17 protein-coding genes and 1 tRNA gene are annotated in these 24,743 nt (G+C 55.5%); 12 read left to right on the forward strand and 6 right to left on the reverse strand.

What is annotated here, in order from left to right; genetic code table 11:
• The 4 genes from QTO31_RS13010 to QTO31_RS13025 all read right to left on the reverse strand — a co-directional run.
• Positions 1-3,044 (reverse strand): tetratricopeptide repeat protein (locus QTO31_RS13010; protein ID WP_301429475.1); only part of this gene is annotated, 3,044 nt, incomplete at its 3' end.
• Positions 3,045-3,083: 39 nt separating this feature from the next.
• On the reverse strand, positions 3,084-3,476 hold the full coding sequence (locus tag QTO31_RS13015) for a hypothetical protein (RefSeq protein WP_301428805.1): 393 nt from the start codon (positions 3,474-3,476) through the stop codon (positions 3,084-3,086).
• Positions 3,477-3,937: 461 nt separating this feature from the next.
• Positions 3,938-4,010, reverse strand: a tRNA-Gly gene (locus QTO31_RS13020).
• Positions 4,011-4,547: 537 nt separating this feature from the next.
• On the reverse strand, positions 4,548-4,769 hold the full coding sequence (locus QTO31_RS13025) for a DUF2892 domain-containing protein (RefSeq protein ID WP_301429476.1): 222 nt from the start codon (positions 4,767-4,769) through the stop codon (positions 4,548-4,550).
• Between the two features lie 192 nt (positions 4,770-4,961).
• Between QTO31_RS13025 and accB the strand changes: the two genes are divergently transcribed.
• The 8 genes from accB to tgt all read left to right on the forward strand — a co-directional run bounded on the left by accB (position 4,962) and on the right by tgt (position 13,165).
• Entirely contained in the window at positions 4,962-5,483 is a 522-nt protein-coding gene (accB, locus tag QTO31_RS13030; protein WP_031459970.1) for an acetyl-CoA carboxylase biotin carboxyl carrier protein, read from the forward strand.
• Positions 5,483-6,676 carry an exodeoxyribonuclease VII large subunit gene (xseA, locus tag QTO31_RS13035; protein WP_031459971.1) on the forward strand — a complete coding sequence of 398 codons (1,194 nt, stop codon included), beginning with the start codon at positions 5,483-5,485 and terminating at the stop codon, positions 6,674-6,676. Before accB ends, xseA begins: the two co-directional genes overlap by 1 nt.
• On the forward strand, positions 6,669-6,866 hold the full coding sequence (xseB, locus tag QTO31_RS13040) for an exodeoxyribonuclease VII small subunit (RefSeq protein WP_031459972.1): 198 nt from the start codon (positions 6,669-6,671) through the stop codon (positions 6,864-6,866). The genes xseA and xseB overlap by 8 nt, the downstream gene beginning before the upstream one ends.
• A 17-nt stretch (positions 6,867-6,883) precedes the next feature.
• On the forward strand, positions 6,884-8,830 hold the full coding sequence (locus tag QTO31_RS13045; RefSeq protein WP_301429478.1) for a hypothetical protein: 1,947 nt from the start codon (positions 6,884-6,886) through the stop codon (positions 8,828-8,830).
• A gap of 19 nt (positions 8,831-8,849) precedes the next feature.
• The gene (locus QTO31_RS13050) at positions 8,850-9,230 is read left to right on the forward strand and encodes a RidA family protein (RefSeq protein WP_031459974.1); all 381 of its coding nucleotides are present in this window, start codon (positions 8,850-8,852) and stop codon (positions 9,228-9,230) included.
• An 80-nt stretch (positions 9,231-9,310) separates the two neighbouring features.
• Entirely contained in the window at positions 9,311-10,096 is a 786-nt protein-coding gene (locus QTO31_RS13055; RefSeq protein ID WP_301429479.1) for a hypothetical protein, read from the forward strand.
• Positions 10,093-11,739: an oligosaccharide flippase family protein gene (locus QTO31_RS13060; RefSeq protein ID WP_301429480.1), complete on the forward strand. Its 1,647-nt coding sequence runs from the start codon at positions 10,093-10,095 to the stop codon at positions 11,737-11,739. The genes QTO31_RS13055 and QTO31_RS13060 overlap by 4 nt, the downstream gene beginning before the upstream one ends.
• Positions 11,740-11,947: 208 nt before the next feature.
• Positions 11,948-13,165 carry a tRNA guanosine(34) transglycosylase Tgt gene (gene tgt, locus QTO31_RS13065; RefSeq protein ID WP_301429481.1) on the forward strand — a complete coding sequence of 406 codons (1,218 nt, stop codon included), beginning with the start codon at positions 11,948-11,950 and terminating at the stop codon, positions 13,163-13,165.
• Positions 13,166-13,210: 45 nt separating this feature from the next.
• Here the strand turns inward: tgt and QTO31_RS13070 are convergent, their stop codons facing one another.
• Positions 13,211-13,828: a CvpA family protein gene (locus QTO31_RS13070; protein WP_301429482.1), complete on the reverse strand. Its 618-nt coding sequence runs from the start codon at positions 13,826-13,828 to the stop codon at positions 13,211-13,213.
• 392 nt (positions 13,829-14,220) lie between these two features.
• Between QTO31_RS13070 and gap the strand changes: the two genes are divergently transcribed.
• Positions 14,221-15,246, forward strand: a complete 1,026-nt coding sequence (gap, locus tag QTO31_RS13075; RefSeq protein WP_031459979.1) for a type I glyceraldehyde-3-phosphate dehydrogenase — start codon at positions 14,221-14,223, stop codon at positions 15,244-15,246.
• Between the two features lie 181 nt (positions 15,247-15,427).
• On the opposite strand, the gene QTO31_RS13080 is transcribed toward gap, so the two are convergent.
• Positions 15,428-19,600, reverse strand: a complete 4,173-nt coding sequence (locus tag QTO31_RS13080) for an SCO7613 C-terminal domain-containing membrane protein (protein ID WP_301429484.1) — start codon at positions 19,598-19,600, stop codon at positions 15,428-15,430.
• A gap of 351 nt (positions 19,601-19,951) precedes the next feature.
• On the opposite strand from QTO31_RS13080, the gene QTO31_RS13085 reads away from it, so the two are divergent.
• The 3 genes from QTO31_RS13085 to odhB all read left to right on the forward strand — a co-directional run bounded on the left by QTO31_RS13085 (position 19,952) and on the right by odhB (position 24,634).
• A complete protein-coding gene (locus tag QTO31_RS13085; RefSeq protein ID WP_173424559.1) occupies positions 19,952-20,098 on the forward strand; it encodes a hypothetical protein in 147 nt (48 codons plus the stop codon).
• Between the two features lie 197 nt (positions 20,099-20,295).
• Positions 20,296-23,121: a 2-oxoglutarate dehydrogenase E1 component gene (locus tag QTO31_RS13090; RefSeq protein WP_301429485.1), complete on the forward strand. Its 2,826-nt coding sequence runs from the start codon at positions 20,296-20,298 to the stop codon at positions 23,119-23,121.
• Between the two features lie 160 nt (positions 23,122-23,281).
• Entirely contained in the window at positions 23,282-24,634 is a 1,353-nt protein-coding gene (gene odhB, locus QTO31_RS13095) for a 2-oxoglutarate dehydrogenase complex dihydrolipoyllysine-residue succinyltransferase (RefSeq protein WP_301429487.1), read from the forward strand.
• The last annotated feature ends 109 nt before the right edge of the window (positions 24,635-24,743 follow it).

Here is a 24,743-nt window from a genome sequence, read left to right on the forward strand (position 1 = left end):
AGGCTGGTGGCCGTGTCTGGGTGGTCGGGGCCGAGCGTGCGTTCGGAAATCGCCAGTGCCCGTTCCAAAAGCGGGCGCGCCGCCGCGTACTCGCCCTGCTGATACAACAGCAACGCCAGACTGTTTAGGCTGGTGGCCGTGGCTGGGTGGTCGGGGCCGAGCGTGCGTTCGGAAATCGCCAGTGCCCGTTCCAAAAGCGGGCGCGCCGCCGCGTACTCGCCCTGCTCAGACAACAGCCCCGCCAGATTGTTTAGGCTGGTGGCCGTGTTTGGATGGTCGGGGCCGAGCGTGCGTTCGGAAATCGCCAGTGTTCGTTCCAAAAGCGGGCGCGCCGCCGCGTACTCGCCCTGCTGATACAACAGCAACGCCAGACTGTTTAGGCTGGTGGCCGTGTCTGGGTGGTCGGGGCCGAGCGTGCGTTCGCGGATCGCCAGTGCCCGTTCCAAAAGCGGACGCGCCGCCGCGTACTCGCCCTGCTTAGACAACAGCCCCGCCAGATTGTTTAGGCTGGTGGCCGTGGCTGGGTGGTCGGGGCCGAGCGTGCGTTCGGAAATCGCCAGTGCCCGTTCGTAAAGCGGGCGCGCCGCCGCGTACTCGCCCTGCTGATACAACAGCAACGCCAGATTGTTTAGGCTGGTGGCCGTGTCTGGGTGGTCGGGGCCGAGCGTGCGTTCGGAAATCGCCAGTGCCCGTTCCAAAAGCGGGCGCGCCGCCGCGTACTCGCCGAGCCGTTGAAGAATTGCTTCCGTCGCGGATAGCAAGCGGGCGGCCACCTGATCGCTCAGGCGTGTCTCGTGCTGACACACCGCGACATAGTGCGGACGGTAAGGGATACTTGCCAGCGGTGTGCGCTCGAAGGCGTCCTGCAGATGATCACTGACCTTTAGCATCGCTACGACCGTTGCCGCTAGCGTTTCCTCTGGCGCCGGATCACACCCTCGCACAAAGGCCGCTGTCAACCGGTGAAGTTGTACCTCGCGTTGGTCGATCAATCCAACCGCACGCAATCGGCGTAGCATCGGATCGACCGCCGCCTGATCGTTGGTATCGCTACCGACGATGGCAATCAGCAACGGGAATGGTACCGGCTCTGGCGCCAGCCAGGCCAGACGGTGCAGCAGGGTCAACGCTGCCGCATCGCGGGTCTGGTCTAGTCGTTGGTAGCTTAAAGCGAGAGCAGCAGCGACACCGTGACGGTAAGCCGTTGGTGAGCCACTCTCGGCTGCCTGTTCGTCACCAAGTGAAGGATGGGCAAGGATCGTTTGCTTCAGCCGCTGATCATACGCATCGAGTGACAGATTGGGTGAATCTTCCAGGTAGGCGCCGGCTAACGCCAGGGCCAGCGGGAGATCACCTAGCAGTTCACAGATTGTATCAGCCGTTTGCCGCTGCGCATCGTCGGCCAGGAGTGCTGCAATCGTGGTTTGGCGGGCTTTGGCCCGTGGCCCCAACAGGATCAGATAGCTATCGCTACGTTCGGTCGGGCGGAGTGGCAGTAGATGAACGTCATCTGTTGCCCGCCAATCACTCCGCCGACTGGTGACGAGCACCTGCGTACCGCCGGTCGTTGGTCGCCATTGTTGCAGCAACGTCCGCTCTTCCAGATTATCGAAGATGAGCAGACGACGGATCGGTTCTTGCCAGGCCCGTTGTACGGCGCGTACCTGATCCTCCAGGCTCAAACCGTTCCAGCCCGGCAGGTTCAACCCATCCACACCACCGCAGGCAGCGATCTGCGCCGCTACCTGGTCAGGGGTGCTCATATCCAGCCAAAAGACACCACCTGGGAAGTGATCACGCAGACGATGGGCACATTCACTGGCCAGTTGACTCTTACCCACACCGGCCATACCGGTGATCACAACCGTAACCGCTTCCGCGCCACACAAGGTTTGTTCAAGCTCGGCAAGTTCACGCTCACGTCCGCAGAAAAGCGGGTTGCGCCGATAGGGAACTTTAAATGGGGCAACCGTCAGTGGCGTGGGGTGTGTTGGCTCCCATATCTGACCATCGCGCCAGCGGTTGAAGAGCGTCACCCGCCACCAGTCCGCACGCTGTTGCTGAGCGGCAGCCAGCCGTGCGCGTTGCAACGCACGGTCAATCCGTCCTTCCTGGCGGAGATCGTGAAACAGGTTGTCAAGAATGATCGCTGCCGTGTCCATGGTCAGTGCGCCGTAAGCGGCAACCACTGCCGGCACACCCGCACGGGCTAGGCGCGGACCTAAAGCACCCCAGCTATGGTCATCCATCCCTGCCCCGGCGCAACTGACCAGCACGACCAGCCGTGGGCCATCTGCACCGCGACTACGCAGAAGCGCGGCCAGGTCATCGCCAGAGCGACGGGCAGTGTTCCCTTGGTCGTCGATCAAATACAGCCATGGCTGACTGTCCACCAGTCTGCCGTGCGCCACCAGGATCAAAATGTCGTAGCCGCTGCTCAGCTCAGTGGTAAGGCGCTGCCAGGTTGCCGGAATTACCGTCACGCCCGAACCGCCCCACGCTGCCTGTACCATACCTTCGTATGCCGAGCGGTCAATCGGCGCCAGCTTCCACCGTTCGGCATCGTTGGGGTCGGCAATCGCCAGCAAGACACGCTGCTCGCCTGCTGCTCGGCGTGATGGTAATGACGGTGGTGAAACATCGTCTACCGGCACATATCGGCTCAACCAGAGCTGCCCGTCGCTACCGAGCGGTTGATGACTTACCGGATCGACGAGCAGCTCCCAGCGTATGGCTTGCAGGTGTTCGGGCAGAATCAGATGTAAACGCAGCGCAGCGCTGGAATCACGATTGAGCGCCGCCGCTCGCAATTCGCGGTAGGTAGCGATCGCTTGCGGATCGGCGAAGAGGGCGTCGCGCAATGCTGCACCATACGCCAGCGGGTTGCTTCCCAATAACGAACGCAGACGCGCTTCATCAAACAAGCCGCAACGGAAGGTGGCCTGTGGCGGCCGATAGATTTGCTCATTGAGCAGTTCCATACGAACAGCAAGGCCGTGCTGGTCGGTCGGAACAAGTTCAAGGATCAGCGTTGATGGCAGCATTGTCTTACGCTCCGGCTACAGGGGGAAGCACTATTTGCGTCAATCTCTGAACCGCAACTGTTTGACAATGTACCACAGCGCTACTACTGAAAGCACGATACCGCCGAAACCAACGTATGTGATGTCAGTAGGGGCAATGCTTATGAGAACGGCTATGGCCAGGTTCAGGATAGCCAGAACCAGCGCCATGACCAGCGCCCAGCGCTTCTCTTGCCAGAGACCGACGGCACATACCAACAGCAAGACCGCGAAGATCAGCGAGGGTATCCCGAAGACGATAATCGCGACCTGTGCGGCCAGCCCTTCCATCCCGCGACCTGAAATATTCGTCAGGCCAAAGAACAACATAAGAAGACTGAAGACAGCCCACAGTGCTCCGTATACACCAACGATGATCGGGAAGAGTCGACGATTTTGAGATTGGGGATACATAGAGGACCCTCGTTGCTCGTTAGGTGACTTCGAGGGCATATTATACATTATCTACCGATACAATGACAAGCATGAGTGGGGGGATACCTGGGAGCGCGGGCCTCCGGCCCGCATCCGCCCCGGCGTAGACGGAACCGGCGCACGGTCTTCCACCCTCCTCCGCCTCTGCACGCCAGCGGCCCGCGCACCCAGAGCAACCGCGTGTGGATACTTAGGAGCGCGGGCCTCCGGCCCGCATCCGACCTCAACTGAACAATCGCCCCCATTCCCCCTACACAACGGGCTATTGCCGCGCAGCCCGCGTTGGAGTTCGCCCTCCCTGGCGAATATAACGAGAGCGTTGAAAAGCCCTATGGGAAAAGTGTAATTTTTAGTAGCTTGATGACTTTCATCTTCGCCGTGCGAGAGCAATCCCCGCACAAATACACATCCCACCGCAAGGGGTGGGATGCCTAGTGCGGAGCGGGCGACGCGACTCGAACGCGCGACCATCTGCTTGGAAGGCAGATGCTCTACCACCTGAGCTACGCCCGCACAACTTATTGCGCCATTACTGTAGCACAATCTGACCAGATTCGCAAGTCAGTAAGGAACGACGACCGGCGCTTTTCAACATCTTCCTCCCCAGGGTAAGAAGGGGAAGGTGAGGGCTGCCCTCACCCCCAGCCCCTCTCCCGCGCTGCGGGAGAGGGGTGATTGACAGCCGCAGGATCGCCCCTGTTCCGTTCATCCCCCCTTCTCCGCCCCTGGTGGGAGAGGAAGGGGACTGGGGGGAAGGTAAGGGCCACACTCACCTTGCCACTCCTAACACGGTGGCTATCGGCGCCCCGGCGCCGTTGCGGTTACATCAGGACGGCGAGGGCGACCTTTATGGTTTAGAACGACATAGTTAGGACAGGCTTCTGGTATCAGCTTGTGATCGCTAACCTGCCGCTTGCCTCAGCGGATTCCTCTACCCTTTGCTCTCCCAAGGCAGATCGTGAGCAATTTGGCAGAACCTCACTGTCTGTGATATAATTCACACAGCGTTCTACCCTTATTAACGACAAAAGCCTTCAACGGGTGACGTAATTACACCTGTTTCTTTTTCTGTTCACGCTTGCAGGTATTGATTCCAAACGGCCAGTAAAGCGGACATACGGCAAATGCTGCGGTTGCAAACATAATTAACGCCAGAAACCCACAAACGACCTGCAACCAAAAATTTTGACCGAAGAGTGAGATGAGTCCCAAAACCATAGTTAGTACTAGACGAATATCACGGTCGAGTGTACCTACATTACGTGAGAACATCGTTGTATCCTTTCACTACAAGAGTATCTCGTGCCTAGCATAACAATCTGGGTAATTTTTGTCGGTAAAGATTTTATCACTAAACGTAATAATCGCTTATCGGTATTGTTAGGCAGAAGTCAGGAACAGCATCGCCTGTCGCTGCTTATGATACAATAGGGTAGTTTCGCCGAGATTATGCCGTGGGGAGCTATGAAGGACGAAACAACAGAATTGCCAGCCGATCAATCCGATCCTTTCGGTCTTGCTGCCGTTCGTGATCTCTTGCAGATGCTCGAACGAAGCGATGTTTACGAAATTACTATCGAACGCGGCGATACCAAGCTGCATGTCAAACGCGGTCATGCAGGAGGTATTATCTATCCTACCCCTATGCCCGCCGCACCAACCATCCAGCCCTTGCCAACAACGCCGGTGACGCCGTTCGTTCAACCACCACCGGCTCCTGAAGGCCCACCGGTAGAAATGCCAGCCGGTCACACCATTACTGCGCCGATGGTTGGCACCTTCTACGCGGCTCCATCTCCGAAGGATCGTCCGTTTGTGCAGGAGGGAGATGAAGTGCGCGTCGGCGATACCGTTGGTATTATCGAAGCAATGAAGATGATGAACGAGATCGAGAGCGAAGTTGCCGGTCGTGTTGCCCGAATTCTGGTCAAGAATGGACAACCGGTAGAGTACGGGCAACCGCTCATGGTCATTGAACCGCTTTGATGCACGCCTTTACGGTATCTGAACTTAATAACGCATTGCGTGCTCACCTCGAAGAGGAAGGGTTATTCTTTGACATCTGGCTGTTGGCGGAAGTGGTAGAGTTCCGTCGCTACCCTTCCGGCCATTGCTATTTTACGCTGAAGGATGAGCAGGCCAGCATGCGTGCAGTGCTGTGGCGATCAGCCGCCGAGCGGGTAGCCCTGCTCCCGACAAACGGAGAGGCAGTGCTGGCGCATGGACGGGTTGGTTTCTACGAAGCGCGCGGTGAAGTGCAGTTTGTTGTTGACCAGATTGTGCCTGCTGGGATAGGACTACTCAATGCCCAACTTGCGCAATTGCGTGCCCGGCTGGAAGCAGAGGGATTGTTCGATGAACGGCGGAAACGCCAACTGCCGGTCTTACCCCGTCGCATCGGCATCGTTACTTCACCACAGGCCGCAGCCCTGCAAGATATGCTCACGATTTTACGCCGTCGCTACCCATTAGCTGAAGTGGTGCTCTCGCCTTGCCTGGTACAGGGTGAACTGGCACCGGCCAGTATTGTCGCTGCGCTGCGGCGCGCCTACACAGAACCACTCGATGTTATCATTCTGGCGCGTGGTGGTGGCGCCAGCGAAGACCTGGCTGCGTTCAACGATGAGCAGGTCGTGCGGACAGTAGCACTGAGTCCGGTACCGATTATTACCGGTGTCGGCCATGAAACCGATACTACGCTGGTTGATGCTGTGGCCGACGTGCGGGCGCCAACGCCTTCGGCTGCTGCTGAACTGGTGGCACCGGCAATTGGCGACCTTCGCCAACAAATTACGGAGCTTCGTGAACGGGCTGAGAGTGCGATCTTATCGCGTATCGATGCGCAACGTGCCGTTGTCGCGCAACAGCACATGCTCTTACAGCGTAACCATCCACGACGTCGTTTTGATACGGCCCGTCAAACTGTTGATGATCTGCTGCGGCGTGCTGATCGTGCTCTGGCACGCTGGATTCAGTTTGAACAGGCTCGCCTGCAAAGCCTACACGCACGCCTGAGAACACTTAGCCCCCAGGCCACCCTCGCACGCGGATACGCCATTGCTCAGCGATCTGATGGCACAGTTATCACCGATCCAGCCCAAGTTCAACCTGGTGAGACATTGCACCTGACCTTACACGCCGGTACGCTGCGTGTAACTGTGGAGACAGCAAATGAGTGAACCGACTACCGTTGAACAGTACGAGCAGTTGTTGGCAGAATTACAAATAATTGTCGAGCGTCTTGAACGTGGTGAACTGTCACTAGCCGAGGCACTCCACCTCTATGAACGAGGGGCTGAACTGGCAGCGACCTGTCAACAGTTGCTCGACATGGCAGAATTGCGAGTACGTCAGATCGCAGACGGGTAGAGAAAGTATTTGGCACAATGAGTGTCCTGGCCGCAGAGAAAATCTACAGCTATCCATGGCGTCGGCGTATCTGGTTGTCGATGTCGGGAAATCTGCTGGTTTTCGTCAGTCTGTTGACTGCTGTGTATCAGCTTGCCCGCGGGCTGCTGATATATGAGCCGATAGCTCGTTGGGTAGAACGCAATACGCTCCTGCAACCATTTTTTGAGGTATTATCACCACTCCCCCAAGATGTGAATGAATGGATGGTGGATACACTTGTCGTGTTGTTGTGGGTGGTGAGTGGACTGCTGCTAGCTCTTGTGTTATTGAATGCACTGCCAGCTATTCGCGTTGGCGGACGTGGGTTACTCGTTGAGTTTGCTGGCGGCTGGTTACCGGTTGCCTGGGAAGAACTGCACCAGATTCACGTTACCGGTGATGAAGTCGGTGAGCGCTTTGTGTTGCTCGTGATCCCGGCAGCATCGGCCAAGCGGCTGACCGGCTGGCATCGCCTGTATGGATTGTTATACGGCACAACCTTCCGACCGGCATTTCTGATCACTTCGAGAATTCGTGAGTTTGATCATTTACTTAACACCATTCTGCAAGAACATGCGCGGGCAATTCGCCGGATTGAAGGAGCGCAGCCACTCGTCGTCGATGAACAGCGCCGCTCGCCTCTGTTTGGGCTGTTTCTCCGTGGAACTGCGGCTCCTGCATCGACCGAAGTAAATCTACCGCCAACAACCGAGCCTGATGTCGTGGCAACTGTACCGCGATTCTCATTAGCGGGGCTTATTCCTCCAATCTCGGCACTGCTTGTACTCGCACTCGGTATTCTCCACTACCGAAGTTACTGGGATCGCGCTCTCGCCCTGCTCTTTCCTACCTACCGCAGCAACCCCGCGCTCTTGTGGGTGAGTCGTGATCCGGTGTACCGTGCCATCTTTGAGTCGTATCAAGGGGTAGGGGTACCGTTCTTTGGCATTGCCGATCGCCCTGATCTTCCAGCACCATTTTGGTTGTTGGTTGCAGCCCATCTCATGATAGGGCTGGTCATTGTAAGCTGTATGGCGATCCTCGTTGCAGTACCAACAGCAGTTACGGCAGGCCAGCATTCGCTGACGATCCGCTATATATTTCGCGGACGAAATTCACGGTTCAAGGCAGACATTCCATGGCCGCACATCAGTGCCTGTCAGGTGGTTGATCTGGGTTTTGGAAAGCAGATCATGTTCGTTCGATCTGAACGCTTACCCTGGCTGTGTCGCTTTTGCGGTCTCATCGTTACCGGCCAATGGCAACCAGGTGTGGTTCTGGTTGGTACAATGAGTCACTGGCATGATCTGATCGCCCGTTGTGCTGAGCGGTTGAGCCATACCCCTCCACTTAACGATGCTCCACGTTTTCAGCCGGCAGCGTTTGTGCCAAACCTGCAACTGATCGGTCAGCCTGTCGCAACAACAAAGGCCCTATCGGTAGAATGGAAAACGGCGGCAACGTTCGGTTCACGCCTTTTCGCCGCAATACGGGCTATGACACTAGTTGCATTGCCGTTGGGCTTGATGTTTACCCTACCGGCACTCACTGATGGCGATTACTGGCCAAACCCCGGCATCATCATCGGCGGAATCGGTTTCTGGATGGCCGGTATGCTCGAATGGCCGCTGCTTGTTCTTATATCATTTTTAATCCAGGGCAACGTCACCGAAGAGCAGGAACAGGCCCATATTTTCACCCTCTACCCACTTGTGCAATTGCCACGCCTGTTACCAATGCTCCTGGCATTGATCAGCTTGCTTGTCAACCTGCCATGGTTGGCCGCGATCTGCTGGTTTGCAGCACTGGCAGTTGCTTATTGGGTAACGGCAGCACTGTGGGTAGAAGTGTATGAATGGGACGGCGCACAAGCCATTGTGGGAGGATTACTGCCGGTTATCTGGCACTTTTTTGTTATGACCGGATTCTGGCTCTTACGTTAAAAAGAAAGGAACGATCACGATGGATCGGACACGAATCAGTACTGATGCGGCCCCAGGAGCAATTGGGCCGTATTCACAGGCGATCAAAACCGGGAACCTGATCTTTGTCTCTGGACAATTGCCGATCAATCCGGACACCAATGAGCTGATTACCGATGATATTGGGGCGATGACGCGCCAAATCTTTACCAACATTGCTGCCATTTTGCAGGCAGCCGGTAGTTCACTTGACCGCATTGTGAAGACGACCGTTTTTCTAGCCGATCTCAACGATTTTGCGGCGATGAATGCAGCCTACGCCGAGCATTTTGGCGACACCCCACCGGCACGTTCAACCGTGCAGGTAGCTCGTCTGCCACGCGATGCCCAAATTGAAATTGAAGTTATTGCCCTGGCGTAATCGAGAGTGTAACTTTTTCCGCTGTTGCACGGTTTTATACGTAGAGAACGACAGTGAGTGCTTATATCTACGGGGAACGTATGCAACAGCGGATATGGTTCGTGCTTGGTTTGATCGGAATCCTCGGTGGGCTAGCCTGGTTGCAACGGCCCGATGGCAATCTTCACGTGATTGTCTTGCCAACCGTCGGCGACGCCATTCTCATTCAGTCGCCGGCCGGTTCGTTCACCCTGATCGACGGTGGTCGCGATCCGATAGGTCTGGCAGTCGAATTGGGGAGGCATCTACCATTCTGGCAACGACAACTCGCGACTGTTGTCTTGACGAAGGCAGATGATCAGCGCATACCAGGACAGTTAGGTGCATTGCGCCGGTACCAACCAGCTCTGGCGCTCACGCCAACCATCGTGCGCGGTGAATGGTACGATCTGTTGCGCGAGGATGCAACACCAATCCGCCAGTTGCAGGTTGGTCAACGTATCAATCTCGGTGGGGCACAGCTCCACGTACTGGCCGTTTCCGATGGAACTGAGGGTGGGAGCGTTCTCTTGATCGAACATCGCACGGTTAGCATCCTCATTCACACCGGCGGCAGTGCTGGCGACAACGCACTCAATCAATTGGCCGGACGACGGATTGATTTGTTGATCTATCCGTGGCAACGTACCATTGACAACCCGGCCTTGCAACGATTGCAGATTCGGGCAATCGCGTTCAGTACCGGCTTTCAAGCCGATGAGCCAGCCTTGCACAGTATGTACGAACGAAAACAACTGGCCCCACAAGTATACCATCCCAAACTCAACGGTGCGATCCATCTGGTCAGCAACGGTCGCTCGATCACAATTACCACGCAATCGCCATGAACAATCGTCTTATTCTAGTTGCCACCCTCATCGGCACTGCCCTGATCATACTTAGCATCGGCGCCATTCTCTGGCGCCGATTGTACCAGGATGATCCAGCAAATGCAGCCCGGCGTATTTTTAAAAACAGCGCAATTACCTTTGGCTTACGTCTCTTTGTGCGTGGCCTGGATACGATCATCCTGCTGTTGCTGGTCGGCACCCTCGACCCGGCGGCGCTGGGAGCCTACAATACAGCGGCATTGCTGGTTGCTCAGTATCTGGCAACCTTTACCGAATTTGGACTGGGCATCTTACTGACCCGTGAAGCAGCCCGCCATCCGACGGCAGCACAGCACCTGTTTGGCATAACGCTGGGATTACGGTTGCTCTTGATCGGTGTTGCTGCCATCCCGATTGCCTGGCTGGTTATTTATATCTACAACACGATTGGCAGGCTTGGTCTTAGTGAACCACTCACTCCTGAAGGACAGCAAGCAATCTGGATATTGCTTCTTACGCTGATACCAGGAGCGTACAGCGGGGCAGTAACAGCCCTGTACAACGCAGCCGAGCGCATGGAAGTCCCGGCGGTCATTGAAGTCCTGACTGCTCTGCTCAGTTTTGTGGCGCGCATTGCTGTGCTTAGCCTTGGTTGGGGAGTCATCGGCCTGGCCTGGGCAGCGGTGCTGGTCAGTTCGCTGACTGCCTTGATCTTTTTCGGTTTGCAAGTGCGTACCTTCTTCACCCCAACCTTGAGCTTTAAGCTGACCACAATCCGACAGATCGTACCACAAGCATTACCGCTCATGCTCAACAATCTGTTGAGCATCATCTTCTTTCGTTTCGATCTCTTCATCGTGCGAGCGTTTGGTGGTAGCAACGCCGACCTCCTCGTTCAACAATACGTCTTACCATATCAGTTGCTCAACATTGCGTTGGTATTACCGCCAGCGGTTACCTTTGCCGTCTTCCCCCTCCTTGCCCGTCGTGCCGGAGGCGCACGCAGCGAGCTGGCAGCGGCTCAACAACGTACTCTTCACGTGTTGCTCCTGATCGCATTTCCATTGGCAATGACCATGACACTCCTAGCCGACGATCTGGTATGGCTGTTTGCCCGTCGGCGTTTTACTGAGTACCTCCCATCGGTTTCGGTGCTCGCCGTGTTGGCATGGTTTCTTCCACTCTCATTTGTGAACGGATTATTGCAGTACGTACTCATTGCCATTGAGCGCCAGACTGCGATTACCCGCGCCTTTGTGATTGGAGCTGCGTTTAACCTGATCGCCAACCTTTTCGTCATCCCAATCGCTATTCGTCTTGGTCAACCCGAATCGGCGTTGCTCGCGGCGGCTGTGATTACTATCCTATCAGAAGTTGTCCTCTATACAGTCTTCCGACCGGTCTTGCAACAAGAAGGCCTATCACCGAACATCCATCGCCTGTTGTGGCGACCGGCAATTGCCAGTTTGATCATGGCGGCGGCGATAGTACCGGCACTGATCTGGTTACCGGGATGGGTTGGCGCAGTATGCGCGCTGTTCGTTGGTCCAATCGCATACGGGATTGGGGCGTGGATGCTGGGAGCAATTGGCCCTGAAGAACTAGCTCTGGCGCGACGTATCGTTGGCCGGGCAGAAAAGCGAGCGCAACCGACAGCGTAGAGGTCTGCTCATCACTTTCGCTCTACCGCATACATTTCTTTCGTTTGTTACCCCACAGAGGGCAGAGAGAATGCTGGTAGAACCAGTGTATTCTCTGTGCCTTCTGTGGTAAGTCTTGGCCTCATTCGTCTGGATCATTAGTCCTCACTCCTCGGTTATAATACTGACCTGTGTCAATCAGTACATAATCCTCGACTAAAGCAAGCGTATGGCACCATTTACCATTACAGCCCGTGATCCTGCCAGCCGTGCCCGTGCTGGCCTCTTACAAACCGCGCACGGTACAGTAGCGACACCTGTCTTTATGCCGGTCGGCACTCGTGCCACCGTCAAATCGCTCACTCCTCACGAACTACGCGATCATGGGGCATCTATCATTCTTGGCAACACCTATCATCTCTACCTCCAACCTGGTCACGAGTTGATCGCCCGTCATGGAGGGCTGCACGGCTTCATGAGCTGGAATGGCCCAATCTTGACCGATAGTGGTGGATTCCAGGTTTTTTCGCTCGTTTACGGTGGGATCGCCGATGAAGTCAAAGGGCGTCGCCCTGCCCATCCATCACGGCTCAACGATATGGTGACCGTTACTGAAGAAGCGGTCATCTTCAAATCGTACCTTGACGGATCGCGACACGTCTTTACTCCCGAACGCAGCATAGAGGTACAGCACCACCTTGGCGCCGATATTATTGTCTGTTTCGACGAGTTACCGCCATTCCGGGCTGGTTACGAATACACGGCTCAGAGTCTGGCACGTACCCATCGCTGGGCAGAACGCTGTCTGACCGCGCATCGGCAACGGAATCGAGCCGCATTGCCGAATCCTGATCAGTTACTTTTCGGCATTGTGCATGGCGGCATTTTTCCCGACCTGCGGCGGGCGAGTGCTGAATATATCAGCAGTATGGATTTCGACGGCCTGTGCATTGGCGGATCACTCGGCGCCAATAAGACCCAAATGTACGAAGTGGTTGACATGACCGTACCGTACTTGCCAGATGGGCTGGCCCGTCATCTGCTTGGTGTTGGCGATGTTGACGATCTGCTGGAAGGTGTTGCGCGTGGAATCGATATGTTTGACTGCGTCAGCCCCACCCGTCTTGGGCGTCACGGCGCAGCGTTAGTTCGCAATCGTGAACGCAACTGGCGTCTCAATGTTACCAATGCCGCATTACGCGATGATCGACGACCACTGCAAGAGGGATGTACCTGCTATACCTGTCGGCATTTCTCACGGGCTTACATCCATCATCTCTACCGCTCAAAAGAACTGCTCGGTATCAGACTGGTAAGTTTGCACAATGTTGCCTTCTTACTCAATCTGATGGCCGAGATTCGCAGCGCACTGGCAGCCGGACGGTTCGGTGAACTCTATACTGAGTGGTTGGGGAAACCGCTGCCGACTGTGGCGAGGGCAGAGTGACACGCCCTACCTGCATCTGGCACCAGCCTTTACAGTGCAAATACGTTAGCGGCGTCGATGACCGAGGGCCTGATTGATACGCTCAAGCACCCGCCGATCGGCCTCCTGCTGTGATACCGGTCTATCAGCATGCAGTTCCTGTTCACTGCGAATTGCATGCAGCAGCCGAAACAATAAAATCAGCAGACCGGCCAGCGTAAGTGCCAGCATCCCCCAAGGCAACAAATCAATCACGAGCGGGGTGATCGTCGCTGTGGTAAGCCAGGCAAGTGCAGCGGGGTCGGGCCAGGCTTCACGAGCGTAACGCACCAGATAGTTGGTAAGCAGTGCCGCATTCACCAAACCGATAGCCGCACCAGTGAGCCGATGTGACCACTCAGTGGCGTTTTCCAGACCAAATTCAAAAATAGTATCGGCGCCGTATCCAACCACGACCGCGATCAGGAGGAGACAACTCAGGGTGAGAAAGAGTGACCAGCCACTGGCGAGAGCCAGCGGTGTTAACACATGCACAATGCCATCACGCCAGAGGTCAACCAGTACGGTACCGATCAGAGTACCAACGAGAACAAACCCACTCGGCCACGCCCCTCGACGAAAGCCCATCACAACAAAGAAAAGCAAGATCGCTCCTACGCCCCCATCGATAAGTAGACTTGTCATGCCGCTCCTCCTTGCCCGCTTAAAAGCAGTTATCTTCTTACTACGTATTGTAGCAACATCAAGATGGAATGCAAAATGTTTCTCATCTGATGGCACATCTGATAGATTGAACGTATGAATACTGCCAAAAAGGGGTATGCCTGGCTATTGATTCGACATAACAGCGCAGATTGGAACCCTTCCTCTCTCTGCCTCCCCTCGTTTCACCGTTTTATCATTCCGCTGTAGACAGTTGCGTATGCAATTCTTCACCTGATAGGCAAGAATCTATAATGCGAGTCAACAGACAAAGATGCTATAATGACCACGTCAGTTAATGGCAGACCCATATGCCATTGACCCTCTTGGCGAAGGCGCCAGAGTATCGTGATCTGAGTACTAAGGAGGCTTCCATGGTTCGCGTCGCTATCAACGGTTTCGGCCGGATCGGACGCCAGAGCTTTAAGGCGATGCTGGAGTACTATCCTGAAGAGTTTGAAATCGTGGCAATTAATGACCTGACCGATGCCCAAACGCTGGCTCATCTGCTGCGCTACGACTCGACTTACGGCGCATTCGACGGCGAAGTGACGGTGACAGAGAAAGCGATTGTGGTTGAGCTAGACGACGTCCGCTATGAGTTGTTGACGCTGGCCGAGCGCGATCCAGCCGCCCTACCCTGGAAGGAGCTTGGTGTTGACATCGTTATCGAGTCGACCGGCCGGTTTACCGATGCCGAGAAGGCCAAAGCACATTTGGCCGCTGGTGCTAAGAAGGTCATTATCACCGCACCGGCAAAAGGCGAGGATATTACCATCTGTCTGGGTGTCAACGACGCGAAGTACGACCACGAGAAGCACCACATTATCTCAAACGCATCCTGCACCACCAACTGTCTGGCACCAGTAGCGAAAGTACTCAATGATCGCTTTGGGATCGAACGAGGTCTGATGACTACTATCCACTCGTATACGATGGATCAGAACTTACAAGACAACGTTCACAAAGACCTGCGCCGGGCACGAGCAGCCGCAATCAACATGGTACCGACAACCACCGGCGCCGCCAAAGCAGTCGCGCTCGTCATCCCCGAACTAAAGGGTAAGTTCCACGGGTATGCGGTACGTGTGCCGACGCCAACGGTTTCGATGGTCGACTTCTCGGTCTTGCTGAGCACAAAGACATCAGTTGAGGAGATTAATCAGGCCTTTATCGAAGCCAGTGAAAGCGAGGAGCTAGAGGGTATTCTCGGTGTTACCCATGATCCGCTCGTGAGCAGCGACTTTATCGGTACCACCTACAGCAGTGTTGTCGATCTCCCACTCACGATGAGCATGGGTGATGACTTCTTCAAGATTGTGGCCTGGTACGATAACGAGTGGGGCTACTCGGTGCGCGTTGCCGATCTGACGGCGCTAGTGGCCGACCGCTTCGAGTAATTCTCTCCGCGCAGTATCGGTAGCCGGTAGGGGCGGGCAGAATCCGCCTCTACCGGTGCGGTGGAGTTTGCCAGTTCCGAACAACACCATCCGTAGCTCCGGCGAAAAGCATGTTCAATACACACACATCGCCTATCGCATGAGCAAGACATTTCTGATAGACGCCTCTGGTCTACCTAATCTATTGCCACTCTCGCAGCCGCATAACCAGATCACGTCCGAGCCGTCGTAGCTGCTCCTGCTGACGCTCGAGCAGGACGTAGGCCAGAAGCATCAACATTCCCAACAAGCCCAACACGAGCCACTGATTGAGCATACTGGCAGCGTAAGCCACCATCCAGAGCACTCCGATGACAAAACCAATCACCCCGCTGATAAAGGGTACTCGGAGACGGGCAAGTGTACCGTAGGCCATTACCAGTAACGACTCACCACCGAATAACATCACATAGCCGACGTTCTCACCTGATCCACCAGCCTGTATGAAAGTGACGCCAAGGAGCAGACAGACGGCGGCGCTATCGACCAACCGCGCCACCGACACCTGCCGTTGAAATGTCCGGATACCGACTGCCAATGCGAAGAGGTAGACACCTACCGGAACGACGTATAACTGTACCTCGCGCAGTTCCCAAACCAGAAACTGACCGAGGCTGGCAGTCACAAAGACCGCTCCGGCGAGGTAGGCATAGATACTTCGGCGTTCGCGGAACGTAGCGGTAACGAGGAGCACCCCACCATTCACAAGGGCTATCACCCCGGCACGCAGATCGAACAATGCCTGGGATCCGAGAATACAAGCGGCGATAAGTGGAACCCAGAGAGTAGGCTGTTGCCAGATCCGGGTACTATTCAAGCGAGCCGCAAATCTACCGATCAGGAGGAGGGGCACAAGGGCGAGCACAAACCACGCTGCCTGCCATGGCGGTGAAAGTGGTGTCAGCGCCAGACTACTGGCAATACATCCAAGCAGTGCGATCAGGCTCAAACTCGCACCGGCAACACGTTGCTCAAGCTGAGCTATCACACCGATCACCACGGCGAGAACCAGAAGTGGCAGACTGAGACTACTCACACTTCCGGTGAAGAGCATACTCAGCGCCACCAGGTTCGCAACACCACCGAGAAGGTAGCTGTCGTATACAAGCCGCTGAACAACAACGGCGGTATACCGACGATGGACGAAAGCACTCCCTAGCGCAATCAGACTTGCTATCAGGAGTAATGACCAGCCGGTTGTCACCCGATTCGCGCCGTCTACCCAATGGACAGCGCTCCCAAAAGCGAGAAAGGATTGGAGCAAGGCCAGGCTGATCAATCGCCAGCGCCGATACACGAAGGCCCCAATGATCATGAACACGGCTGAACTAATCGCTGCCAACGTCAGATCACGCAAGACCGGCGACGTCAGATCGGTGAACGCAATCAGTTCGAGCAGGGCCGGTAACGGTAGCAGGAACGACGTTGCCAGACCAAACTGAGCATACGGACGATCAAACGGCGTTCGTGAACGCCTGATCAACGTCAGAAAGCCATAGCCTCCAGCCAAGAGAACTAGCAGTGGCAGACTGAGACTACTCACACTTCCGGTAAAGAGCATACTCAGCGCTACCAGGTTCGCAATACTACTGAGAAGGTAGCTGTCGTACACGAGCTGGTGAACAACAACGACGCTATACCGACGATGGACGAAAGCACTCCCTAGCGCAATCAGACTCGCTATCAGGAGTAATGACCAGCCGGTTGTTACCCGATTCGCGCCGTCTACCCAATGGACAGCGCTCCCAAAAGCGAGAAATGATTGGAGCAAGGCCAGGCTGATCAATCGCCAGCGCCGATACACGAAGGCCCCAATGATCATGAACACGGCTGAACTAATCGCTGCCAACGTCAGATCACGCAAGACCGGCGACGTCAGATCGGTGAACGCAATCAGTTCGAGCAGTGCCGGTAACGGTAGCAGGAACGACGTTGCCAGACCAAACTGAGCATACGGACGATCAAACGGCGTTCGTGAACGCATGATCAACGTCAGAAAGCCATAGCCTCCAGCCAACAGAATGGCCAGGATCGAGAGCGAATGGAGCGTTTCGTCCCACGGTAGCACATCGCTGAACAGGGCTATCGTCCAGGCAGCCAACAACAGCAACGCCGTTGGATAGCCCGTCTGCCAGCGATGGTAGATTATACCGAGAAGAACAATCGTGGCACTGCCGACAAGGGCAGCAATAACCGCTGCTAGGCTTGGGGCAAGGAAAGCATTCACGAACAAGATACCGCTGATACATCCCAGGGAAGCTGCCCAAAACAGAGCCGGTGCTGTCCAGTATTTATACGCAGGAGCGTGTTTTCCGAGCAAACTCCCACCGATACTCAATCCACCGGCGAAAAGCACGCTTGCCAGCAGATAGTGGTCAAGATTTGCTAGCCATCCAACCCGATTCAGCACTACCCCACACAACGCAAGCCCTGCTGCCAGGGCTGCTCCAGCCCATAGCCTCTGCCGGTAGCGAAAAGCTCGCCAACCGTAAAGCAGTGCAGCAATCAGCGGCATAACCAAGCGCAGGGTCGGATCGAGCACAATGCTCAGGATGGTACCGACAGCGATCAGGAACGCACCACCGTAACACCAGACCGCTGGCGCGTAGGCGAGCCGATGACCAAGCGGGATCGCACTCACGATGAAGACCAACCCGCCAATGACAACCGCAATGAGACTACGAAGTTCCCAGGTGTTGACAAACGAACCGGCCCAGATAGTCACTAATCCAAGTTGAATACTTACCACAATCGTACCGACCAGAGTCCGATGCGGTTGCCAGAGAACCAGACGCCGCCACTCAATCAGCCCAACCACCAAGAGGGTGGTACCGATCAGGATCGGGTAACTTCGGACAATTGCCACGCGATCAAGTGCAGTAGCCAGCGCAACAACGGCCAGTATCGGCATCAAAACTAGAAATGGTCGCGAATATGCCGGTAAACGCTGTTCTAGCACAGCGGCCAAGACCGGATAGATCAGTGTCAGACTGGCGAAGCTAAGGTTGATCCACGTCAGCCCATCAACGGGCAAGACTACTCCCACCATCGTTGCCAGTGGCACCAAGAGCGCTGTCGCCCAAAGCCAGGCTGGTTGATCATTGAGCCATGCCAGTGCAACGCCAAACGCAGCCCCGAGGAGCAGCACCGTTATTGTGGTGGGAGCTTCAGCCGCAATGGGATTTGCCAGAAACAATCCCAGACTTACTGAGATCGATAATGCTGGCCCGGCGATAGAGACAATGCGCGGCCCAGGCACCAGCATCGACCGAGTACTTCGGTTCAATTGGTGGGCAATAATCAGGGCAACGCTCCACAGCACAAACGACCAGATTGGCTGCCAGCGTCCATCCACCGACCACCACAAAAAGCTGCTATAGAGCGCCGCACACGCCGCAGCACTGGCAGTCAGACTGTAGAAGAGCCGTCGGCTTTGCCAGGCAGCGACCGTATACACCATACAACTCAGGACGCTTACCACAAACGAGGCCAGCCGTCCGTCAAGATCAAACAAGCCCGGTCGGGTAAAAGAGAACAGCACAACCGGTAACATCAGCATCGCGACCGAACTGAGATTACGACCGGCAGTTACGAGAGCGGTACGTCGCTGCATCCAGTACCCGCCCCCCCAGAGGCTACCGGTAAAAACACTCAAGAGTCCAACCTGCACCAGCGGCGGAAATCGGTTCCAGTTAAAGATTACCAGTACCAAGCTAGAGATGAGGATCAAAAACGAACCAATTATCAATAGCGTTCGTCGTGCTTCCATCGAGAGCAATGCTGTCAGCAGTGGTGGTACGGTTTGTGAGTCATCCGCAGCATCTGTAGGTGGCGCCGTAGATTCCGGTGCTGTCGGCATTGACACTGTAACTGCCGGGGCAACCGGTGGTGGGGGTAATACCTGGTCAGCTTTAGGCAGGGAAACCGGCACAGGCATTGAAGGAATCGGTGGTGATGACGGCATTCCTGCCGTCGCTGCCAATGGTGACGTATGATCGGCCACAGTCATTGTAGAAGCCGATTGCGCAGCCAGTTGTGTGGTATCAGCAGATGATTGCACGCCGGGCTGTCTATACAACAGCAGCAAAATACGTTCGGCGCTGGCAGCATCGATCTGTTGGGATTGCTGCCAGAACCGAACCAGATCGGCGAACTGACGACGAGGATCGGCAGAACGAGCCAGCGCCCGCCCAACGAGAAACCCGACTCCGGCACCAATGAAGAAAATCATCGGTGCGAGACAGAGGATGAGCAACGCAAACTCCATGATAGCCTCACTCCTACACGCGACCGGTTCCAGATGGTTACTCGTCATGATAGCAGCTTACCATCCCAGATTCGGTAAAAAATTCCGCACAATTTTTGGACGAGTGCCGCGATCCGAGCAAGGGCCAGATCAATACTGGCCGTGAATACCGTGGATCAGACCGCTGGCCTGCGTCGTGCAGTGCACGACCAGAACTTATCGGTTGCCCGGCAGACCCACAAGCGGGCAGGGAGAACGTTGCAAATTGCTACACTGTTCACTCCTCGTGCGGGAAGTCTTCCAGGGGAGAAAGCGGGGAGAAACTTCCCTGGCCGTGATGTTTTTTCTCCCTTGTTAGACACCATATCAATTTACTATTATATCTATATCCGAAAACAAACGAAACCTAGTGAGGCAGTGATGCAACAAGAGCAAGTTACCTCTGTGAAACCCCAGGTCAGCCGATTTGAGATGCCATATCGGCTGGCACAATTCATTGCAGTCTTGATCACCGTTAGCGTAATGCTGATTATTGCCGCAGCATGTAACGCAATTGCGACAATGTAGTTCGGTATCTTCGATGCAAATCGGGTAAAAAAGGCGATGCGGGTTCCTGACCGCATCGCCTTTTTGCCTTGAAACGCTGTGCAGCCAACGTGGTACAATAGAATTGAAAATATTGCCTGATACTGTGTTGTTATTATTTGTGATATTATGAACAAACAATCGGCTAACCCTTCATTACTTCAAGGAGCGGGCGAGGCATGAACGAATGGAATGGCTTCTACGGCCCCAACGCCGGCTATTTGATCGAATTGTACGAGCGCTACTGCGCCGACCCACATTCGGTCGATGAGGAAACGCGGGCCTTTTTTGCGCGATGGACACCGCCAGGTGATAGTACGGTGCCGACCGGCGAGTCTGGTCAATTACCATTGGACGTAACGCGCATCGTAGGCGCAGCCCGATTAATCCGATATATCCGCGAATTAGGACATCTGGCTGCCCGCATCGATCCCCTCGGAAGTGACCCACCTGGCGACCCCGGTCTGGAACTGGCGACCCATGGTGTTACCCAGGCTGATCTGGCAGCATTGCCAGCGCACATCATACGCGGGCCAATCGCTACGCAGGTACGGAACGCCGCCGAAGGTGTAGAACGGTTACGGCAGGCTTACTCTGGCTCAATTGGGTACGAGACCGATCAGATTCAAGATTACCGCGAGCGGGCCTGGATTCGTGAAGCTGCTGAAGATCGCCGCTTCTTCCGAGACCTCGATGCTGATCGACAGCGTGAATTACTTGACCGCTTAACCGAAGTCGAATGCTTTGAGCGCTTTTTACACAAGACCTTTCCCGGTCAGAAGCGGTTTTCGATTGAAGGTTGCGATATGCTCATCCCGATTATCGATGCGATCATTCGTAATGCGGCAGTCAGCGGTACGAAAGAAATCGTGATCGGTATGGCGCATCGTGGTCGGTTGAATGTTCTGGCTCATATCCTTGGTAAACCCTACTCGATGATTCTGACCGAGTTTCACTCGCCTGACTACACCAAAGACACCTATGAAGGTTGGACGGGTGATGTGAAGTATCATCTTGGCGCCCGGAAAGCCTATCGCGAGAGCGGCGTTGCTGAGATGCCGATTACGCTGGTACCGAACCCCAGCCATCTCGAATTTATTAATCCGGTAGTTGAAGGGCGGGCGCGTGCGGCACAGGAACGGCGCAACCGACCTGGCTTCCCTGAAGAAGATGAAAAGGAGTCACTGGCAATCTTGATTCACGGCGATGCAGCATTTCCCGGTCAGGGAATTGTAGCCGAGACGCTCAACCTCTCACGCTTGAAGGGGTACCATATCGGTGGAACGATTCACATCATTATCAATAACCAGATTGGCTTCACGACCGATAGCAACGACTCACGGTCAACGCTGTACGCCAGTGACCTGGCACGTGGTATGGAGATTCCGGTTGTCCACGTTAATGCCGACGATGTGGAGGCCTGTATTGCCGTAGCCCGTATGGCCGCTGCCTACCGTGAGAAGTTCCAGAAAGATTTCCTGATCGATCTTGTCGGTTATCGCCGTTGGGGACACAACGAAGGCGACGAACCAGAGTTCACCCAGCCTAAAATGTATGAGCGGATCAGGAATCATCCGACAGTACGCGAAATTTGGGCGCGTGAACTTGAACGGCGTGGTCTGATAACCCGTGAAGAGGCGCAGGCTCGTGTTGATGCCGTGATGCAAAAACTGCAACATGCATTTGAAAAGGTGCGCGAACGCCAACGACTGGCCGCCACTTTGCCACCGGCGCCACCGCCAGCCAATCCGCTCCCTATGCGCCGTCCGCCCATCTTTGCGCGACCGGTTTCAGCGAAAACCCTAATCGAACTGAACGAAGCGCTCCTCGACCGTCCAGAAGGGTTTACCGTCCATCCAAAACTGGAGCGCATGCTGCAACGCCGCCGACAGGCAATTTACGAAGAAAACGGTATCGACTGGGGTCACGCCGAAGCACTGGCGTTTGCCAGCATCCTTGCCGATGGTACGCCAATTCGCTTGACCGGTCAGGATAGTGAACGCGGTACGTTCAGTCATCGCCACGCAGTACTGCATGATGTCGTTACCGGTGAGCGATTCATTCCTTTGCACGCGATTCCACAGGCACGTGCCTCGTTTGCCGTTTACAATAGCCCGCTTTCGGAAGCGTCGGTACTGGGGTTTGAGTACGGGTATAGTTGTCACGCACCGGATACACTGGTGTTGTGGGAAGCGCAGTTCGGCGATTTTGCCAACGGTGCTCAAGTCATCATTGACCAGTTTATCGTTAGTGGTCACGCGAAATGGGGACAGAATCCTTCGCTAGTCATGCTGCTCCCTCACGGTTATGAGGGTCAAGGCCCAGAACACTCGAGCGCACGGCTCGAACGATTTTTGCAGTTGGCAGCGAATGACAATATTCGCATCGCTAATTGTACGACGGCTGCCCAGTATTTCCACCTCTTACGGTATCAGGCGGCATCGTTGTACGCCGACCCGAAACCGCTAATCATTCTGACCCCAAAGAGCCTGCTGCGCCATCCGCGCAGCAGCTCCTCGCTCCGCGATCTCACCGACGCTCGTTTCCAGCCAATCCTTGATCTGGGGAACGAAGCGCCAGCCCCTGAAGGCGTGACGCGCTTAATCCTCTGTTCAGGCAAAGTTGCTATTGACCTGCTCTCAAGCGCCGAATGGGAAAAGAGCGGTGGACGCATCGATCTGCTGCGTCTGGAATTGCTCTATCCCTTCCCGGCAGAAGAGCTGCAAACGGCAATCAGGCGCTACCCAAACCTGCACGAGGTGATCTGGTTACAGGAAGAGCCACAAAATATGGGCGCCTGGACATTTGTCTGGCCACGGCTGCAAAAGCTGCTCCCAGAAGGGGTGACGCTACGTTATGTCGGACGCCCCGAATCGGCTAGCCCGGCAGAAGGGTTGCACAGCATTCATGTGCGCGAACAGGCTCGTATCTTGCGTGAAGCAGTAGCTGATTTGCCGGAATCGCCTGTACCGGCAATCCAGGGACAAGAAGCGATAAGCAGCTAGGCACATTCGCAATGCAGACGAACACCCCTGACCACTTGCATCACCCTGCCGTTGCTAACGTCAAGAGCGGCGGTGGGATCAGGCGAGGGCAAAAACTGAAACGGGCAAGCAGACGTGATTAAGGATGAGAGCATCCGTTTAATATGAGGTAGGTTAGAGTATGGCATACGAAATTCGAGTGCCGTCGCTCGGTGAGTCGATTGTTGAGGCGACGGTAGCACGCTGGCTCAAGCTCGAAGGTGAACCGGTTGCTGTTGGTGAACCGGTGGTTGAGTTGGAAACCGATAAGGTCAATCTCGAAGTGGCTGCCGATCAGAGTGGAATTCTGACCAATATCGCATGTCCCGAAGGTACAACTGTCGCGATCGGTGACCTGCTGGGAACCATCGAAGCAGGTGCGTTACCGGCAGAGAAACCGGCAGCGACTGCACCATCTGCGGCCACATCAGCACCAACACCGGTAGCGACCTCATCACCTGCCACAGGTGAGGTTTTGGCAACGCCGGTCGCTCAACGCATGGCCGCCGAGCACGCTATTGATTTACGCACCGTGCCTGGCACCGGCCCTGGCGGACGGATCACGAAGGAAGATGTCATGCGGTTGGTTTCGGGAACCGGGCCGAGTGAAGCTACCGCTAAAGCTGATGAAGGACGTATCCATACACCTGTGAGCCATCCAACCCCAGCCGTTATCGAGCGTCCTCCATCACCACCTCAATCAACACCAGCACCGACATCCCCACTCCCGGCTGCTACTGCTCCGCGACCAACACCGCCGGCAACTCCGGCGCCAACGGTGACGGTGAATGGCGACCGCCGCGAAGAGCGGCAGCGCCTGAGTCGACGGCGACTGACTATCGCCCGTCGTCTGGTTGAAGCCCAACACACGGCAGCAATGCTCACCACGTTCAATGAAGTGGATATGAGTGCGGTCATGGCCCTGCGTGCACGCCACAAAGACTCGTTCAAAGAACGTCACGGGGTTGGGCTAGGCTTTATGTCATTCTTCACGAAGGCGGTAGTTGGTGCGCTAAAAGCTTTCCCGATGGTCAACGCCGAAATTCAGGGTGAAGAGGTGGTGATTAAATACTACTACGACATCGGGATCGCAGTGGGAGTGGATGAAGGATTGGTGGTACCGGTTGTGCGCGACGCTGACCGCAAGACCTTCGCTCAGATCGAGCGCGAGATCGCACAACTGGCGAAGAAAGCGCGCGAAGGTACCTTGAGTCTGGCCGAGCTGCAAGGGGGTACGTTTACTATTACCAATGGCGGTGTGTACGGTTCGCTGATGAGTACGCCTATTCTCAATGCACCGCAGGTTGGGATTCTCGGTATGCACAAGATCGAAGAACGACCGGTTGTCGTGAACGGCCAGATCGTCATTCGCCCAATGATGTACGTGGCTCTCAGTTACGATCATCGGCTAATCGATGGCAGCACCGCTGTACGCTTCCTGGTGAAGGTGAAGGAGCTGATCGAAGACCCGGAAGCGCTCTTACTGGAAGGGTAAAGGACAAGGGCACCTCTCTGTCAGGGAGGCGATAGAGATTGGCAGCGGTTGGCGAGCTGAAAGCTCTCACCTTGACCGCACAATCGCCTGGGAATGAGGATAGCGGAAA

The organism is Chloroflexus sp. MS-CIW-1, from assembly GCF_030444705.1.
GTDB lineage: Bacteria > Chloroflexota > Chloroflexia > Chloroflexales > Chloroflexaceae > Chloroflexus.